This window comes from Nonomuraea sp. NPDC051941 (assembly GCF_044593615.1).
The window spans coordinates 830,947-846,777 of the sequence record NZ_JBIUCF010000001.1; the positions used below are offsets into that span (position 1 = coordinate 830,947).

Annotated in this window: 13 protein-coding genes; 10 read left to right on the forward strand and 3 right to left on the reverse strand. The window is 72.8% G+C overall.

Annotation, left to right across the window (positions count from 1 at the left end; all coding sequences use genetic code 11):
- Positions 1–123 precede the first annotated feature (123 nt).
- The 6 genes from ACIHFD_RS03770 (at position 124) to ACIHFD_RS03795 (ending at position 9,433) form a co-directional block, all read left to right on the forward strand.
- Entirely contained in the window at positions 124–1,245 is a 1,122-nt protein-coding gene (locus ACIHFD_RS03770; RefSeq protein ID WP_397365419.1) for a sensor histidine kinase, read from the forward strand.
- Positions 1,246–1,370: 125 nt separating this feature from the next.
- The gene (lanKC, locus tag ACIHFD_RS03775; protein ID WP_397365420.1) at positions 1,371–3,884 is read left to right on the forward strand and encodes a class III lanthionine synthetase LanKC; all 2,514 of its coding nucleotides are present in this window, start codon (positions 1,371–1,373) and stop codon (positions 3,882–3,884) included.
- A 3-nt stretch (positions 3,885–3,887) separates the two neighbouring features.
- Positions 3,888–4,019, forward strand: coding sequence for a SapB/AmfS family lanthipeptide (locus ACIHFD_RS03780; RefSeq protein WP_103955008.1), 132 nt, complete (start codon positions 3,888–3,890; stop codon positions 4,017–4,019).
- Positions 4,020–4,095: 76 nt separating this feature from the next.
- Entirely contained in the window at positions 4,096–5,757 is a 1,662-nt protein-coding gene (locus tag ACIHFD_RS03785; RefSeq protein ID WP_397365421.1) for an ABC transporter ATP-binding protein, read from the forward strand.
- The gene (locus ACIHFD_RS03790; RefSeq protein ID WP_397365422.1) at positions 5,754–7,475 is read left to right on the forward strand and encodes an ATP-binding cassette domain-containing protein; all 1,722 of its coding nucleotides are present in this window, start codon (positions 5,754–5,756) and stop codon (positions 7,473–7,475) included. Before ACIHFD_RS03785 ends, ACIHFD_RS03790 begins: the two co-directional genes overlap by 4 nt.
- Entirely contained in the window at positions 7,472–9,433 is a 1,962-nt protein-coding gene (locus tag ACIHFD_RS03795) for a prolyl oligopeptidase family protein (protein WP_397365423.1), read from the forward strand. Before ACIHFD_RS03790 ends, ACIHFD_RS03795 begins: the two co-directional genes overlap by 4 nt.
- Here ACIHFD_RS03795 and ACIHFD_RS03800 read toward each other — a convergent pair.
- The gene (locus tag ACIHFD_RS03800) at positions 9,419–10,027 is read right to left on the reverse strand and encodes a DNA-binding response regulator (RefSeq protein WP_397365424.1); all 609 of its coding nucleotides are present in this window, start codon (positions 10,025–10,027) and stop codon (positions 9,419–9,421) included. The two genes, ACIHFD_RS03795 and ACIHFD_RS03800, sit on opposite strands and share 15 nt — an antisense overlap.
- Positions 10,028–10,149: 122 nt before the next feature.
- Here ACIHFD_RS03800 and ACIHFD_RS03805 point away from each other — a divergent pair, with 122 nt between their 5' ends.
- Positions 10,150–10,644 (forward strand): carboxymuconolactone decarboxylase family protein, encoded by a 495-nt coding sequence (locus ACIHFD_RS03805; protein ID WP_350722116.1) that lies wholly within the window; start codon positions 10,150–10,152, stop codon positions 10,642–10,644.
- On the opposite strand, the gene ACIHFD_RS03810 is transcribed toward ACIHFD_RS03805, so the two are convergent.
- The gene (locus ACIHFD_RS03810) at positions 10,622–11,659 is read right to left on the reverse strand and encodes a zinc-dependent alcohol dehydrogenase family protein (RefSeq protein ID WP_350722114.1); all 1,038 of its coding nucleotides are present in this window, start codon (positions 11,657–11,659) and stop codon (positions 10,622–10,624) included. The genes ACIHFD_RS03805 and ACIHFD_RS03810 overlap by 23 nt on opposite strands.
- Before the next feature lies 1 nt (position 11,660).
- A complete protein-coding gene (locus ACIHFD_RS03815) occupies positions 11,661–12,491 on the reverse strand; it encodes a helix-turn-helix transcriptional regulator (protein ID WP_397365426.1) in 831 nt (276 codons plus the stop codon).
- A gap of 103 nt (positions 12,492–12,594) precedes the next feature.
- On the opposite strand from ACIHFD_RS03815, the gene ACIHFD_RS03820 reads away from it, so the two are divergent.
- The 3 genes from ACIHFD_RS03820 to ACIHFD_RS03830 all read left to right on the forward strand — a co-directional run bounded on the left by ACIHFD_RS03820 (position 12,595) and on the right by ACIHFD_RS03830 (position 15,830).
- Positions 12,595–13,305 (forward strand): SDR family oxidoreductase, encoded by a 711-nt coding sequence (locus tag ACIHFD_RS03820; protein WP_397365427.1) that lies wholly within the window; start codon positions 12,595–12,597, stop codon positions 13,303–13,305.
- 35 nt (positions 13,306–13,340) lie between these two features.
- Positions 13,341–14,738 (forward strand): glutamate--cysteine ligase, encoded by a 1,398-nt coding sequence (locus tag ACIHFD_RS03825; RefSeq protein ID WP_397365428.1) that lies wholly within the window; start codon positions 13,341–13,343, stop codon positions 14,736–14,738.
- A gap of 108 nt (positions 14,739–14,846) precedes the next feature.
- Entirely contained in the window at positions 14,847–15,830 is a 984-nt protein-coding gene (locus tag ACIHFD_RS03830; protein ID WP_397365429.1) for a hypothetical protein, read from the forward strand.
- Position 15,831: the final 1 nt, after the last annotated feature.

Here is a 15,831-nt window from a genome sequence, read left to right on the forward strand (position 1 = left end):
CAAAAGCGGAAATGACCTTTACAGGGCGGGCCCGATCGGGTCGATTAGGGAGAAGCGAGACAACGGCGGGCGGGCTCTCGCGACACGGCCGCATCCGGCGCCCAACCGCATACCGGGGGTGAGGTGGAAGCGACACACCGTGCGCTCCTGTCGTGGGCACGTTCCAAACTGAAGAACCCCGGCTGGCTGGGCGGCCTCGGGCTGGCGGCGGGGATGGTCGGCGTGACGGTGCCGGTCCAGCTCGGGCTGGTGCGGTCGGGGATGGGGATCGCGGGCGGGGTGACGCTGTTCGTCCTGCTGACGCTGCACGTCAGGTTCATCATGGAGACCCCGGTACGGCGGGCGGGCTCGTGGTGGATCGTGGCCGTGCAGGCGTGGCTGACGTACCTGCCGCTGACGGTGTTCGGCGCGGCGTGGACCCCGGTGTGCGCCCTGCTGTCGGGCGCGCTGCTGGTGATGGCGGCCCGGATCCGCTCGATCGTGCTGGTGGCGCTGGCCCTTGCCTGCGGTCCGGTGATCCTGGCCGCGCCGGAGCGGGCGATGATCGATCCCGCCTGGGCGCTCGCCGGCCCGGTGCTCGGCCTGGTCGAGTACGCGCTGGTGACGCTGGGCAGGCAGGTCACGCGGCTGACGAGGGCGCGTACCGAGGTCATGCGCAAGGCCGTCGCCCTGGAGCGCCGCCGCTTCACCCGTGACCTGCACGACCTGGTCGGCCACCGCCTCACCGTCCTGGTGCTGAAGGCGCAGCTCCTGGAGCGGCTCGTGGCCGAGGGCGACCGGCGGGCGCGGGACGAGTCGTCCGAGACGCTGGATCTGCTGCGCAGCCTGTCCGCCGACGTCCGGGCCGTCGCCCACGGCCTGCGCAGCTCCTCCCTGGCGGCGGAGCTCGGCTCGGCGCGCTCGCTCCTGGAGTCGGTACGGGTCCGCTGCCAGATCAAGATGTCCTGCCCCGACCTCCCGGGCGATGTGGAGGAGGCGCTCACACACGCCCTGCGTGAAGGCGTGACGAACGTCCTCAGACATGCCGAGGCCCGGCAGTGCTCGATCCAGCTCCTCGAACGTGACCAGCTCGTCCGCCTGACGATCAGGAACGACGGCGTGCGCCCGCCGCGCCGGCCGGGAGACGCGGGACAGGGCCTGCTCAACCTGGCCGAACGCGTCTCCGGCCTCGGCGGCTGGCTCGAGGCCACCTCCTCCCGGACCGGGCAGTTCACCTTCAGCGCGTACGTTCCACGAAAGAAATAGCCAATTGTGAAAAACACACAAATGCAATTTCAATAACCATATTTTGGTGTTGTTACGTGTAACTAGACCGAATTGCCTCCCCGGCGGCAATCTCTAAGGGACAACGCCTTGGAGGTCGGCGCCAGATGGACAAGTACGAGCTGTACTGCCTGGTGGATCCGCGTTTCTACGACTCGCTCGAACACGGCACGGCCGAAGACGCCGACTTTCCCATCCTGCGTGAACCCCTGCCCGACGGTTGGTCCACCGCCCTGACCGACACGTGGTGCTATTACGCCCCCGACAACGAGCCGCCCCTGCCCGCCCAAGGCTGGAAGATCCACGTGTCCGCCCGCGTGGAGGACGCCGAGCAGGCCATCGCCGCCGTGTGGGACTACTGCCTGCAGCGCCGGATCGCGTTCAAGTTCCTGCGCGGCACCCCCGTCCTCGTCATGGTCAACTCCAAGGCCGCCTCCCGGGCGTCCAGCGGCAAGCTGATCACCGTCTACCCGAGGGACGAGGGCCAGCTGGAGCTCGTCCTGAAGGAGCTCGACGAGCTGCTGCGCGGCGTCGAGGGCCCGTACATCCTCAGCGACCTGCGCTACGGCGCCGGCCCGCTGTTCGTCAGGTACGGCGGGTTCGCCGAGCGGCACTGCCTGTCCGGCTCCGGCGAGCGCGTGCTGGCCGTCGAGGACGGCGACGGGCGGCTGGTGCCCGACGTGCGCGGAGCGACGTTCTCGGTGCCGCCGTGGACGACGCTGCCCGGGTTCCTGGAGCCGCATCTGGCCGCGCGCAACGCCGTGACGACGACCGGGCTGCCGTACCGGGTCGAGAGCGTGCTGCACTTCTCCAACGGCGGCGGCGTCTACCTCGCGCGGGACACGCGTACGGAGGAGCGGGTCGTGCTCAAGGAGGCCAGGCCGCACGCCGGGCTCGACGCGGCCGGACGCGACGCCCTCACCCGGCTCCGCCACGAACGCGACATCCTCCGGCGCCTGGACGGCCTGCCCGCCGTGCCCGCGCTGCTCGGCTACTTCGCCCTGGGCGAGCACGAGTTCCTCGTGCAGGAGTTCGTGGACGGGACGCCGCTGCAGCGGCGGCTCGTGCAGCGCTACCCGCTGACCCGCGCCGACCGCACCGAGCCGGACCTGGCCGACTACACGACATGGGCGGTCGAGACGCTGGAGAGCGTGGAGCGGGCCGTCGAGTCGCTGCACGAGCGCGGGGTCGTCTTCGGCGACCTGCACCCGGACAACATCCTGCTGACCGCCGAGGGCAGGGTGGCGCTGATCGACTACGAGGTCGCCACCCTCGTCGCGGACGGGGCCCGCGCCGCGCTGGCCCACCCCGCCTTCATCGCGCCCCCCGACCGCCAGGGCGTGGACGTGGACCGCTACGCGCTGGCCTGCCTGCGGCTCGGCCTGTTCGCGCCGCAGTGCACGATCATGCTGCCGCTGCACCGGGCGAAGGCGGCCCAGCTGGGGGAGATCGTCAAGGAGACGTTCCCCGTGCCGGAGGCGACGGTGGACGCCGCCGTCGCGGCCATCGGTGGGGACGGCGACCCCGTGATCATGCCGGACACCTGGCCCGAGCTGCGGGACGCGATGTGCCGGGCCATCGTGGCCGGCGCCACGCCCGCGCGCGACGACCGGCTCTTCCCCGGCGACGTGGCCCAGTTCCGGCCGGGCGGCGGGCTCAACCTGGCCTACGGCGCGGCCGGCGTGCTCTTCGCGCTCCACCGGGCCGGCCTCGGGCCGTTCCCCGAGTACGAGCGCTGGTTACGCGACCGGGCGCTGCGCCCCGTCCAGGGCTCCGGGCTCGGCCTGTACGACGGGCTGCACGGCATCGCGTACGTCCTGGGCCTGCTCGGACACCACGAGCACGCGCACGAGCTGGTCGACGTCTGCCTGCGCGAGAAATGGGAGCGGATGGAGTCGGCGCTGTTCTCCGGCCTGTCCGGCATCGGGCTGAACCTCCTCGACTTCGGCCGCGCCGACCTCGCCCTGCGCGCCGTGGACATCTGCGCCGAGCGGCTGGCCGAACCCGTCCCCGAGCTCAGCGGCGGCCCTCACCCGAGGGCCGGGCTCATGTACGGCTCGTCGGGGCCCGCGCTGCTGTTCCTGCACGCGTACGAGCACACCGGCGACCGGGCCCTGCTCGACCTGGCGGCGACCGCGCTCCGGCAGGACCTGCGGCGCTGCCGGCACGCCGCGGACGGCTCGCTCCAGGTGAACCAGGGCTGGCGGGTGCTGCCGTACCTGGACGAGGGGTCGGCCGGCATCGCCCTCGTGCTGGAGCGCTACCTCGCGCACCACCACGACGAGGAGCTCGCGACGGCGCTGGCCGAGCTGCGGCTGGCCGGGCACGCCGGCTTCTTCGTCCAGTCGGGGCTGTTCACCGGCCGGGCGGGCATGCTCGCGGCCCGCGCGGGCGACCCGCGGGAGCACATCAAGGGCTTGAGATGGCACGCGCTGCCGTACGGCGGGGGACTGGCGTTCCCCGGCGACCAGCTGCTGCGCCTCTCCATGGATTTCGCGACCGGAACGGCGGGCGTGCTCTTCGCCCTCGGCACGGCCCTGGGCGACCAGCCTGGCCACCTGCCGTTCCTGGCGGCCGCTCCCGGGCGGCCCGCTCCCTACGAGTCACGGAAGGAGGTGTAACGGATGGTACTTCTCGACCTGCAGGGTCTCGAGGCGCCCGCGGCCAGCGATGTCGCCAGTGGTGGCAGCACGCTGACGGTTCTCTCGTGTCACTCTGGCAAGCCCAGCAACCTCAGTGTCGCGCTTTGCCACTGATTCGCTATATCGGTCCCCGCGCCGTGTCACACGGCGCGGGGACGCCGACCTCAAGCCGACACCAAGGAGGCATCGGGTGCTAGCGGGTGACCGGCTGGTGATCGGGACGGTACGGCGTAGCGGCCCCTGGCCCGCCGTCCTGGCCGTCACGGCGCTCGTGGGCGCGGCCGGTGAGCTGGCGGTCCCGTACCTCGTCGGGCGCACCGTGGACGCCTTCGTCCTGCGCCGGCCGGACGGCTCGTCCTGGCTGGCGCTCTCCGCTTGTGCCGTCGCCGCCGTCGTGCTCTGCGAGAGCCTCGGCGTCTGGGCCCGCGGCGCCTGCGGCGCGTTCGCCGCGGCCAGGCTGCGGCTGGGCGTCCTGCGCCACGTGCTCGGCGCCGGGCCGGCCGCCACCCGGCGTTTCCCGGAAGGCGAGCTGGTCACCCGGGCCGGACTGAACGCCGAGGAGGTGGGCCGGGCCCCGGAGACGGTGACCGGCGCGCTCGCGCTGCTCGTGCCCACGGCGGGCGCGCTCGTCGCGCTCACGCTCATCGCGCCCGTCCTGACGCTGACGCTCGGGGTGGGCATCGTCGTCATCCTGTTCGTGCTGCGCGCCTTTCTTCGCGCGACGACGGTGATCTCGGGCGGGTACCAGGAGGTGCAGGGGGAGATCGCCGCCCGGCTCGTGGACGCCATGGAGGGGGCGCGCACGATCGCCGCGGCGGGGACCGCCGCCCAGGAGGCGCGGCGCGTGCTGGAGCCGCTGCCCCGGCTGCGGGCCCACGGCATGTCGCTGTGGCGGGCCAACGCCGGGGCCGCGGTCCAGTCGGGGCTCGTGGTGCCGCTGCTGGAGGTGGCGGTGCTGATCGTCGGGGGGTTCATGCTCGCCTCCGGCCGGCTCACGGTCGGGGAGATGTACGCCGCCGCCCGCTACGCCGTGCTCGGGGCGTCCCTGAGCACCTCCCTGGGCTACGTCGGCGGGCTGGCCCGGGCCCGGGCGGCCGCCGGACGGGTGGCCGAGATCTTCGAACTCGCCCCCGTCGCGCACGGCACGCGGACACTCCCGCCCGGTCGGGGCACGGTCGAGTTCCGCGACGTGGCGGTGGACGGCCTGACCGTCGGCGACCTCACGCTGCCCGGGGGCTCGGTGACCGCCGTCGTCGGGCGGTCCGGCGCGGGCAAGTCCCTGCTGGCCGCCCTGGCGGGCCGCCTGACCGACCCGGAGCGGGGCACGGTCCTGCTCGACGGGGTCCCGCTGCGGGAGCTGTCGCGGGAGGAGCTGCGCAGGGCCATCGGGTACGCCTTCGAACGCCCGGTCCTGGTGGGTGAGACCGTGGCGGAGGCCATCACGGCGGCCGCCGGGCCCACTGCCGTCGAGGCGGCGAAGGCGGCGTGCGCGGACGCGTTCGTCCGGCGGCTGCCGCTCGGCTACGGCACACCCCTGCGCGGGGCCCCGATGTCCGGCGGCGAGCGGCAGCGGATCGGCCTGGCCAGGGCGTTCGCGCAGGGGGAGCGGCTGCTGGTGCTCGACGACGCCACCTCCAGCCTCGACACCGTGACGGAGCGCGAGGTCGGCCGGGCGCTCACCACCGATCGGCGGGGCCGTACCCGGCTGATCGCGGCCCACCGGCTCGCCACGGCCGCCCGCGCCGACCAGGTCGTCTGGCTGGAGGGCGGGAGGGTGCGCGCCCGGGGGCCGCACGACGTGCTGTGGCGGGACCCGGCCTACCGGGCCGTCTTCCAGGGAGCGGCACCATGAAGGCGCTCGTCCGACGGCGGCAGGCGGCGCGGGGTGTGTTCTGGCGGGCCTTGGGGCGGGAGCCGCGGCGGCTGGCCGCGATCGGGTTCTGGTCCGTGCTCGAGGCGGCGCCCGCGTTCCTCATCGGGCACGCCGTCGCCCGCGCCATCGAGGACGGGTTCGCCAGGGCCGAACCCGCGACCGGGCTGGCGTGGCTGGCCGCGCTCGGCGTCGCGTGGCTGGTCGGGGCGGTGGCCGCGCGGCAGGTCGTGCTGGGGGTCGCGGCGGTGGCGGAGCCGTTGAGGGACGACCTCCTGACGCACGTCGTCGAGGGGACCCTGAACCGGGGCGCGAGCCGCGACAGCGCCGCGGTGGCCAGGGCGACGCTCCAGGTCGAGCTGGCCAGGGACGCCTTCGCGGCCGTGGTCACGACCGTCAGGGGGTTCGTGTTCACGGTGGCCGGCGTGGTGCTGGGCCTGGCGACGCTGGCCCCGCAGGCGCTCGCGCTCGTGCTGCCGCCGTTCGCGATCGGGCTCGGGCTGTTCCTGGCCTCGTTGCCCGCCCTCGCCCGCAGGCAGCGGGCGTTCCTGCTGGCCGACGAACGGCTGGCCGACGAGATGACGGCCACGGCGGGTGGCCTGCGCGACATCGAGGCGTGCGGCCTGCGCGAACCCGTGGCCGCGCGGCTGGATCGCCAGGTCCGCGCGCAGGCCGCCGCCGCCCGCGCGCTCGCCCGGGTGACCGCCGCCCGCACCGCGGCCCTGGCCGTGGGCGGCTGGCTGCCGGTCGTTCTCGTGCTGGCCGGCACCCCACGGCTGCTGGACGGCGGCCTCGGCCCCGGCGTGATCGCCGGCACGCTCGCGTACGTCACGCAGTCCCTGGCCCCCGCGCTCGGCGGCCTCGTGCAGGGCCTCGGCGTCAGCGGCATCCGGCTGGCCGCCACGCTCGGCCGCATCGCCGAGTCCGCCCCGCCCATCGGGCCGTCCATCGGGCCGCCCCGGCCCCGGATCCGCCCCAGCGCCTGCGACGTGCGGCTCTCCGCCGTCACCTTCGCGTACGGCCCGCACTCGGCCCCCGTCGTCGACCGCCTGGACCTCACCATCCCCGAGGGTGACCACCTCGCGGTCGTGGGGCCCAGCGGCGCCGGCAAGTCCACGCTCGCGGCCCTGGTCAGCGGCATGCTCCAGCCCGATACGGGCGAGGCGCTGGTCGGCGGCGTCCCCGCCGACCGGCTCGACCCCGCCGCCCGCGTGCTGATCCCCCAGGAAGCGTACGTCTTCCGCGGCACCCTCATGGAGAACCTCATCGCCCTCGGCGCGCAGGGCGCCCCCGATCTCGCCGGGAAGCTGGACGAGGCCGTCACGGCCGTCGGCGCCCGCGAGCTGGTGGACGAGCTGGGCGGCTACGAGGCCCGCCTCGACCCGGCGGCGCTGTCGGCCGGGCAGCGCCAGCTCATCGCACTCGTGCGCGCCCACCTCACCCCCGCCCCCCTGGTCATCCTCGACGAGGCCACCTGCCACCTCGACCCCGCCGCCGAAGCACGTGCGGAGACCGCGTTCGCGCGGCGCGGCGGCACGCTCGTCGTCGTCGCGCACCGCCTCACGTCCGCGCTGCGCGCCCGCCGCATCCTCCTCATCGACGGAACCCGGGTGACCATCGGCACCCACGACGAACTGATCAGGACCTCTCCGCTCTACGCCGACCTGGCCGGCCACTGGCACCCGGAGCCCGTGTCATGAAATTTCTGGACAAGTATCCGCGCGCCGAGCGCCTCCCCGGCAGCTCGACGCCAGGTGAGATCGACGACCCGTACCGCGGGCTCGAAGACCCCGACGACCCCGCCACCAAGGCCTGGCTGGCCGAGCAGGACCGGCTGTGGCACGACAGCGCCGCCCGGCTGCCCCAGCGCGAGCGCTTCCTCGCCCGGCTCACCGAGCTCAGGGAGACGGGCCTGGTCACCCCGCCGCTCTGGCGCGGCGACCGGAGCTTCCACCTGCGCCAGACCACTTCCCAGGAACACCCGGTCCTCCACTGCGGCGACCGCGTCGTCCTCGACCCCATGGACCTCGACCCCACGGGCCTCACGACCCTGGACGACTGGCAGCCCGACCTGGAAGGGCGCCTGCTGGCGTACCAGATCTCGCGCCGGGGCGACGAGAAGGCGGACCTGTACGTCAGGGACGTCGACACCGGGGCCGTCGTGGACGGGCCCATCGGCGGTTGCCGCTACTCCGCGGTCGCCTGGCTGCCGGGCGGCGCGGCCTTCTACTACGTGCGCTTCCACGAGGGCGTCTACCTGCACACGATCGGCGACGCGGCGGACGTCCCCGTCTTCACGCGAGGGCCGGTCCGCTACGGCGTGCAGATCAGCGCCGACGGCCGCTGGCTGACGATCTCGGCCGGCGGCTCGCTCTGGCTCGCCGAGCCGGGCGGCCGGGGCGAGCCCCGCCCCGTACCGGACGCTCTGGCCGCCGCGGTGGCCTGCGACGGCCGCCTCTACCTGGTCACCGACCGGGACGCGCCGCGGCGCAGGCTCTGCGTGGCCGATCCGGCGGAGCCCGGCGCGTGGCGGGAGCTGATCCCCGAGGACCCGGAGGCGGTGCTGGGCGCGTTCACCGTGCTCGACGGCGACCGGCTGCTCGTCGCCCGGACCCGCCACGCCGTGGGGGAGATCGCCGTCCACCACGCCCGCACGGGCGAGCGGCTGGGCTCCGTGCCGCTGCCCGGCAGCGGCACGATCGCCTCGCTGACCTCGCGCCCCGGCGGCGGCTCCGAGGCGTGGTTCGCCTACACCGACGCCGTCACGCCCCCCGAGGTCTGGCGCCACGACGTCCGCACCGGCGAGACCACCCTCTGGTCGGCCCCGCCCGGCCGCGTGAGCCGGCCCGCCGTGCGCAGCCACCACATCGAGTACGCCTCGGCCGACGGCACCCGCGTCCGCATGGTCGTGGTGGCGGGCCCGTCGGCGGGCGGCCCCCGTCCCACGATCCTCACCGGGTACGGCGGCTTCGGCATCCCCCTGCGGCCCGGCTACGCCGCCGACTCCCTGGCCTGGGTCGAGGCGGGCGGCGTGCTGGCCGTCGCCAACCTCAGAGGCGGCGGCGAGGAGGGCGAGGAATGGCATCGGGACGGCATGCTGGAGCGCAAGCAGAACGTCTTCGACGACTTCGCGGCCGCCGCCGGCAAGCTCATCGCCGACGGCTGGACGACCCCCGGGCAGCTCGGCATCTGGGGCGAGTCGAACGGCGGCCTCCTCGTCGGCGCGGCCCTCACCCAGCGGCCCGGCCTGTTCGCGGCGGCGGTGTGCTCGGCGGGCCTGCTCGACATGGCCCGCTACCACCTCGGCGGCCTCGGCCCCTCCTGGACCGGCGAGTACGGCGACCCCGACGACCCCGAACAGCTCGGCTGGCTGCTCGCCTACTCGCCCTACCACCACGTCAGAAAGGGGACGGACTACCCGGCGACGCTGTTCACGGTCTCGGCGGCCGATACGCGGGTCGATCCGATGCACGCGCGCAAGATGTGCGCCGCCCTGCAGTGGGCGGCCGGCGGGGACCGGCCGATCCTGCTCCGGCACGAGCCGGACGTGGGCCACGGCGCGCGGGCGGCCAGCAGGTCGGTCGCGCTGGCGGCGGACGCCCTCGCCTTCCTGGCCGCGCACACGGGCCTGGAGGTGATCGGCCTAGATCCAGCCTGACTCCCTGGCGATGCGGATGGCGTCGATCCTGCTGCGGGCACCCAGCTTGGCCGTCGTCTTGGACAGGTAGTTGCGTACCGTGCCCTCCGACAGGAACAGCGACGCCGCGATCTCCCCGATCGACGCCCCGTCCGCCGCGGCCCCGATCACGTCCAGCTCGCGCGGCGTCAGCGGCGCCTCGGGCGGCCGCATGGCCGCGATGGCCAGCTCCGAGTCGATGACCCGCTCTCCCTCGGCCACCCGGCGGATCCCGTCCGCCAGCCGGTCGGGCGGGGCGTCCTTGGCCATGAAGCCCCGTACGTGCACGTCGAGCGCCTGTTTGAGCAGTCCCGGCGTGCCCACGCCGGTCAGGATGAGCACCCCGCACTCGGGCAGCTTCGCGTGCAGCTCGCCGGCGGCGGTGAGCCCGTCCTTGCCGGGTAACGCGATGTCGATGACGGCGACGTCGGGCCGGGTGGCCCTGGCCGCGGCCAGGATGCGATCTCCCCTGGAGACCTCGGCCACGACCTCGATGTCTTCCTCATAAGCCAGCAGCGCCACGATCGCCCCGCGTACCAGGTTCATGTCCTCAGCGAGCAACGTTCGAATCACCATGCGTCCTTGCGGTCGGCCGGCTTGCAACGTCTGCGGGCTTCCTAATCCTGACTTATTGACCCGGATGTGAAAAGTCCTGCCAAATAACCGTCAGGCCAAACATGCGCTTTTGTGGAATGGTCATGGACATGGAACCACGCGTACGCCCCCTCCCGCCCGAAGAATGGGACGATTTCACGAAGGCGAACCCGCAGAACGTGTTCACCACGCTGGCCCGCCACCCCGCGCTCTACAAGGGGTGGCTGGGTTTCGGCGGCGCGCTGCTCGACGGCACGCTGCCCGCCCGCGACCGGGAGCTGGCCATCCTGCGCACCGCCTACCACACCGGCAGCGCCTACGTGTGGGCCCACCACGCGCGCCTGGGCAGCGCGGCCGGGCTCACCGACCTGGAGATCGCCTCGGTGAGCCACCCGGACGCCCTCTGGCCGGTCGAGGACCAGCTCATCCTCCAGGTCGCCGACGACCTCCACTCCATCGGCGACCTGACCGACGCCACCTGGACGGCGCTCTGCGACCGCTACGACGAGCCGGGCCGGATCGAGCTGGTCGTGCTGGTGGCCCACTACACCATGCTGGCGCTCGTGCTCAGGACGCTCAGAGTGGAGCTCGAGGAGTGATCATCGTGACGCCCGGCACCGAGCCGATCGAGGCCAGCGCCTTGCCGGCGTCGGCCAGCCCGATCGTGCGGGTGACGAGCTGGTCGGGATGGAGGATCCCGGCCCTGATCATCTCCAGCATCGGCGGGTACGCGTGCGCGGCCATGCCGTGGCTGCCCAGCAGCCGCAGCTCATGGCCGATCACGCGGCCCATCGGCACCGGCGTCGGCCCTCCCGGCAGCAGCCCCACCTGAACGTGGCGGCCCTTGCGGCGCAGGCTCTCGATGGAGGCGGCGCAGGTCTGCGGGCTGCCCAGCGCGTCGATAGACACGTGGGCGCCGCCCCTGGTCAGCTCCCTGACCTGGGCCGCCACGTCCCCGGCCGAACCGTTGACGAAGTGCGTGGCGCCCGCCCGCTCCGCCAGGTGCAACGCGTCGGTGCTGATGTCCACGGCCACCACGCGGGCCCCGGCCGCCGTCGCGATCATCACGGCCGACAGGCCCACGCCGCCGCACCCGTGCACCGCGACCCACTCGCCCGGCCGCACCTCGCCGACCTGCGCCACGGCGCGGAAGGCGGTGGCGAAGCGGCAGCCGAGCCCGGCCGCCGTGGCGTAGTCCATGTCCTCGGGGATCGCGATCAGGTTGACGTCCGCGTGGTCGATGGCCACGTACTCGGCGAACGAGCCCCAGTGGGTGAAGCCGGGCTGCGTCTGCCGCTCGCACACCTGCTGGTCGCCGGTGGCGCAGGACGGGCACGAGCCGCAGGCGCAGATGAACGGGACCGTCACCCGCGCCCCCGGCAGCCAGCCGCGCACGTCGGAGCCGACCGCCTCGACGACGCCCGCCAGCTCGTGGCCCGGCACGTGGGGAAGGATCTTGATGTCGGGGTCGTGCCCCTGCCAGCCGTGCCAGTCGGACCGGCACAGCCCCGTCGCCTCGACCCTGATCACCGCTCCGTGCGGGGCGGGGGACGGGTCGGGCAGCTCGCGCACGTCGAGCTCACCGCCGAAGATGTCAAACGCAACCGCTCGCATCTCATGAGCTTAGGGTCAGTTGCCGCAGGTCGCGCAAGGCCTGGTGGGAGGGCGAACCGGGTTCGGTGGTGTAGAGGACGAGGCGGAGGTCGTCGCGGTCGGGCACGGGCATGACCTGGCAGATCGCGTCGATGGTGCCGACCAGCGGATGTGTGACCTGTTTGCGCTGTTCCCTGCGGATCTCGACCTCGTACCTGGCCCACAGCTCGGCGAAGTGCGGGCTGAGCGCGAGCATCTCGGCGACCAGCGCCTGGATCTTGCGGTCGTCGGGGTAGCGGCCCGCGGCGGCGCGCAGGTCGGCGACGGAGGAGCGGGCGAAGCGGCCCTTCTCCTCGTCGCTGAGATACTCGGCGATGTGGGGGGACATGAAGACCCAGCGGATGACGTTGCGGTCGTCCGGGGCCACGGTGTCGAGGCCGCCCATGAGCACGCCGGCCAGGGGGTTCCAGGCGCGGATGTCGTACCTGGCGTCCAGCACGTACGCGGGGACCTCCTCCATGAACCCGATCAGGTGCAGCAGGCTCTCGGGCAGGTCCTCCCTGATCCGGGGCGTCTCCACCGCGTGTCCGGCCAGGTGGAGCAGGTGGGCGCGCTCGTCCCGGCCCAGCATGAGCGCCCTGGCCAGCGCGTTGAGCACCTGCCTGGACGGGTGCGGGCCCCGGCCCTGCTCCAGCCGGATGTAGTAGTCGATCGACATGCCGGCGAGCTGCGCGACCTCCTGCCTGCGCAGGCCCGGCGTGCGGCGCCGCTCGCCGCCCGGCAGGCCCACCTCGGCGGGGGTGACACGGGCGCGCCTGACGCGCAGGAAGTCGGCGAGTTCGTCGCGGTTCATGCCTCCATCCTCAGTGATGTCCGGCCGTGCTTGGGTGGTACCGGTGATACCAGCCTCTCCAGACCTCTCCCGGACTCGCTGTGACCTGGGCGAACGTGGACGCATGACGAAGATTGCCCTCATCACGGGCGCCAACAAGGGAATCGGCTACGAGATCGCGCGGCTGCTGGCCGAGCAGGGTGTCACCGCGATCGTGGGGGCGCGCGACGAGGAGCGCGGGCGGGCCGCCGCGGAGCGGCTGGGGCAGCCGTACGTGCGGCTCGACGTGACCGACGAGGCGAGCGTGGCGGCCGCCGCGAAGTGGGTCGAGCAGGAGTACGGCCGGCTGGACATCCTGGTGAACAACGCCGGGATCACCGGCGGCTTCATGGACCCGCGTCCCAGCGCCACCCCGGCCGGGGTGCTCAGGGAGGTCTACGAGACGAACGTGTTCGGCGTGGTCACGGTCACCAACGCGATGCTGCCGCTGCTGCGGGAATCGGAGGCCGGCCGGATCGTGAACATGACGTCCGAGCTGGGCTCGCTGACCATGGCGATGGACCGGGAGAGCCCTTTCTGGGACGTCAACATCATGCCCTACAACTCCTCCAAGACCGCGCTCAACATGGTCACCGTCAGCTACGCCAAGGAGCTGATCGACACCCCGATCAAGGTGAACGCGGCCAACCCCGGCTACTGCGCCACCGACCTCAACGGGCACAGCGGGTTCCAGACCGCCGAGCAGGGCGCGGCCATCGCCGTGCGGCTCGCGACCCTCGACGCCGACGGCCCCACCGGGGCGTTCATGGAGGACAGGGGATCTATCCATTGGTGAGGTGTCAAGCCAGGTGAATAGGACAGAGGGGGGTGATGGGACGAGATCTAGATAAGGAGCGGTTCTCCGAGGCGGAGTACGCCGCCTTCGGGGAGCGGATCCGGGAGCAGCTCGGTGTCCTGCGCGAGCTGCTCGCCACCCCCGGCTTCGGCCAGGGCCCGGCGACGGTCGGGGCCGAGCTGGAGCTGTTCCTGATCGACGAGCGGGGCCGGCCGCTGCCCCGCAACAGCCAGGTGCTCGAAGCCCTCGGCGACCCCCGCGTGGTGCTGGAGCTGGGCCGCTACAACGTCGAGGTGAACCTGACCCCGACGCCGCTGGCCGGCCGGCCCTTCGAGCGGCTGAGCGGCGAGGTTCAGGAGACGATCGTGAAGGTGGACGGGGCGGTGGAGGGCGGAGGCGCGCTGCCCATCGGCATCCTGCCCACGCTCGACGCCGAGGACTTCACGGTCGGCGCGATGAGCGACCAGAACCGCTACCGGGCCATGAGCAGGGGCATCAGGCGGCTGCGGCTGGAGCCGTTCCTGGTCAAGATCGACGACCTGGAGCTGTCGGTGGAGGACGTGATCCTCGAGAGCGCCAACACCTCCTGGCAGGTGCACATCCGCACGCCGCCCGACCGCTTCGCCCGGCTGTTCAACGCCGCTCAGCTGGCCATCGGCCCGGTGCTGGCCGCCTGCGGGAACTCGCCGTTCTTCTTCGGCAGGCGGCTGTGGGAGGAGACGCGCATCGCGCTGATGGAGGAGGCCGCCGACGACCGGGACGTGCAGCGGCGCGAGCGCAGGGACGGGCGGGTCACGTTCGGCTCCGACTGGGTGCGCGAGGGGGCGTATGAGCTGTTCGAGCGGTACGTGCGGGACTACGACCCCGTGGTGCCGGATCTGAGGGACGACGCGGGGCCGTACGAGGTGCCGGAGCTGCGGCTGCACCAGGGCACGATCTGGCAGTGGAACCGGCCCGTCTACGACCCGGCCGACGGCGGTCACCTGCGGGTCGAGATGCGGGCGCTGCCGGCGGGCCCGTCGTGCGCGGACATGGCGGCCAACACCGCGTTCCTGCTCGGGCTCACGCTGTCGCAGGCGGAGCGTGACCTGACCGGCTTCCGGTTCGGGGAGGCGTACCAGAACTTCTACCGCGCCGCCATGCACGGGCTGGACGCCAAGCTCTCCTGGCCCGGCTCCGACGCCGACTTCGAGGCCGCCGACCTGGTGCTCCGCCTGCTGCCCGAGGCGCGGGAAGGGCTGCTCGCGGCGGGGGTGACGCCGTCGGACGCCGACGGCGCGCTGGACGTGATCGCGCAGCGCACCCGACTGCGCCGCACGGGCGCGGCCTGGCAGCGGGAGGCTCTGGAACGTTTCCAGGGCGACAGGGAACTACTCGTACAGCGTTACCGTGAGCTGTCACTGTCGGGGCTTCCGGTGCATTTGTGGCCCTGAAGGCAAACTTCTCTCGCACTCCGTCCGTCAAACTAGGTCAAGGGACGGCAAAGCGAGGAAGTTATGGCGGCAACGGGGATGGTACCCACGAACAAGGCACCTTTCGCCTTGCGCAGGGAAACGGGCGACCTGGCCGAAGGGGCGGCGAAGCTGGCGGGGCAGATCGGCGGCGCCGGTGTCGAGGCGGTGCTGGCGCAGGCGAACAGGATGGCGACCCGCAAGGGGGCATCGGGCGCGCTCGGGGCGATGAGCCCGAAACCGTCCGAGTGGTACGCGTTCGACGTCAAGGACCAGGACACGGTCGACTGGTACCCGCAGGGGCTGACCTGCTCGGACGAGTCGGGCTCCATCGGGGTGCCGGCATTTCTGGCGTCCTGGTACTTCAAGCCGGAGGTGGGTGAGCGGGGCATCAGGGTGTCCTTTCTCAGCCCCAAAACCCTGAAATATCAGCATGCGCTGCTGGTCGAGGCGAAGCCGGATGGCTCGTACGGGCCCATCAACATCCACGCGGGCGGCATCGCGTGCGACGGCGACCTGGTCTACATCGCCGACACCAAGCGCGGGCTGCGCGTCTTCGACCTGAAGCACGTGCTCGACCTGCGCACCGCCCAGAACGACCTGGGCGACCCCACGCGGGTCGGGCGGCAGGGCGGCAAGTTCCACGCATTCGGCTACCGGTACGTGATGCCGCAGACCGACTTCTGGAAGGTCGCGAAGCCGGGGCCGCTCTTCTCGTTCGTCTCGATCGACCGCAGCGGCGGCACGCCGCGGCTGGTCACCGGCGAGTACCGCGAGGACGACCCGGGCGGCTGGGTGGGCCGCTGGCCCCTGGGCCTGGCCGGAGGCGAGCCCGAGGACGCCTTCGTGATGGGACAGCCCAAGATCCAGGGGGCCATCTCGTGGGGCGGCAAGTGGTACCTGAGCCAGGCGGCCGGCGCGAACGCCAACGGCAAGCTGCTCGTCCAGACCGACGGCAAGCTGGAGACGCGGGGATTCCCCATCGGGCCGGAGGACCTGACGGTGCAGGGCGGCAAGCTGTGGAGCGTCACCGAGTTCAGGAACCGCCGGATCATCTTCGGCGTGCCCCTCTGAC

Bases quoted from the DNA above. Each gene is read 5' to 3' on its own strand.
- lanKC (WP_397365420.1), top strand. From the start codon at position 1,371: ATGGACAAGTACGAGCTGTACTGCCTGGTGGATCCGCGTTTCTACGAC.
- ACIHFD_RS03780 (WP_103955008.1), top strand. From the start codon at position 3,888: ATGGTACTTCTCGACCTGCAGGGTCTCGAGGCGCCCGCGGCCAGCGAT.
- ACIHFD_RS03790 (WP_397365422.1), top strand. From the start codon at position 5,754: ATGAAGGCGCTCGTCCGACGGCGGCAGGCGGCGCGGGGTGTGTTCTGG.
- ACIHFD_RS03795 (WP_397365423.1), top strand. From the start codon at position 7,472: ATGAAATTTCTGGACAAGTATCCGCGCGCCGAGCGCCTCCCCGGCAGC.
- ACIHFD_RS03800 (WP_397365424.1), bottom strand. From the start codon at position 10,027: ATGGTGATTCGAACGTTGCTCGCTGAGGACATGAACCTGGTACGCGGG.
- ACIHFD_RS03805 (WP_350722116.1), top strand. From the start codon at position 10,150: ATGGACATGGAACCACGCGTACGCCCCCTCCCGCCCGAAGAATGGGAC.
- ACIHFD_RS03810 (WP_350722114.1), bottom strand. From the start codon at position 11,659: ATGCGAGCGGTTGCGTTTGACATCTTCGGCGGTGAGCTCGACGTGCGC.
- ACIHFD_RS03815 (WP_397365426.1), bottom strand. From the start codon at position 12,491: ATGAACCGCGACGAACTCGCCGACTTCCTGCGCGTCAGGCGCGCCCGT.
- ACIHFD_RS03820 (WP_397365427.1), top strand. From the start codon at position 12,595: ATGACGAAGATTGCCCTCATCACGGGCGCCAACAAGGGAATCGGCTAC.
- ACIHFD_RS03825 (WP_397365428.1), top strand. From the start codon at position 13,341: ATGGGACGAGATCTAGATAAGGAGCGGTTCTCCGAGGCGGAGTACGCC.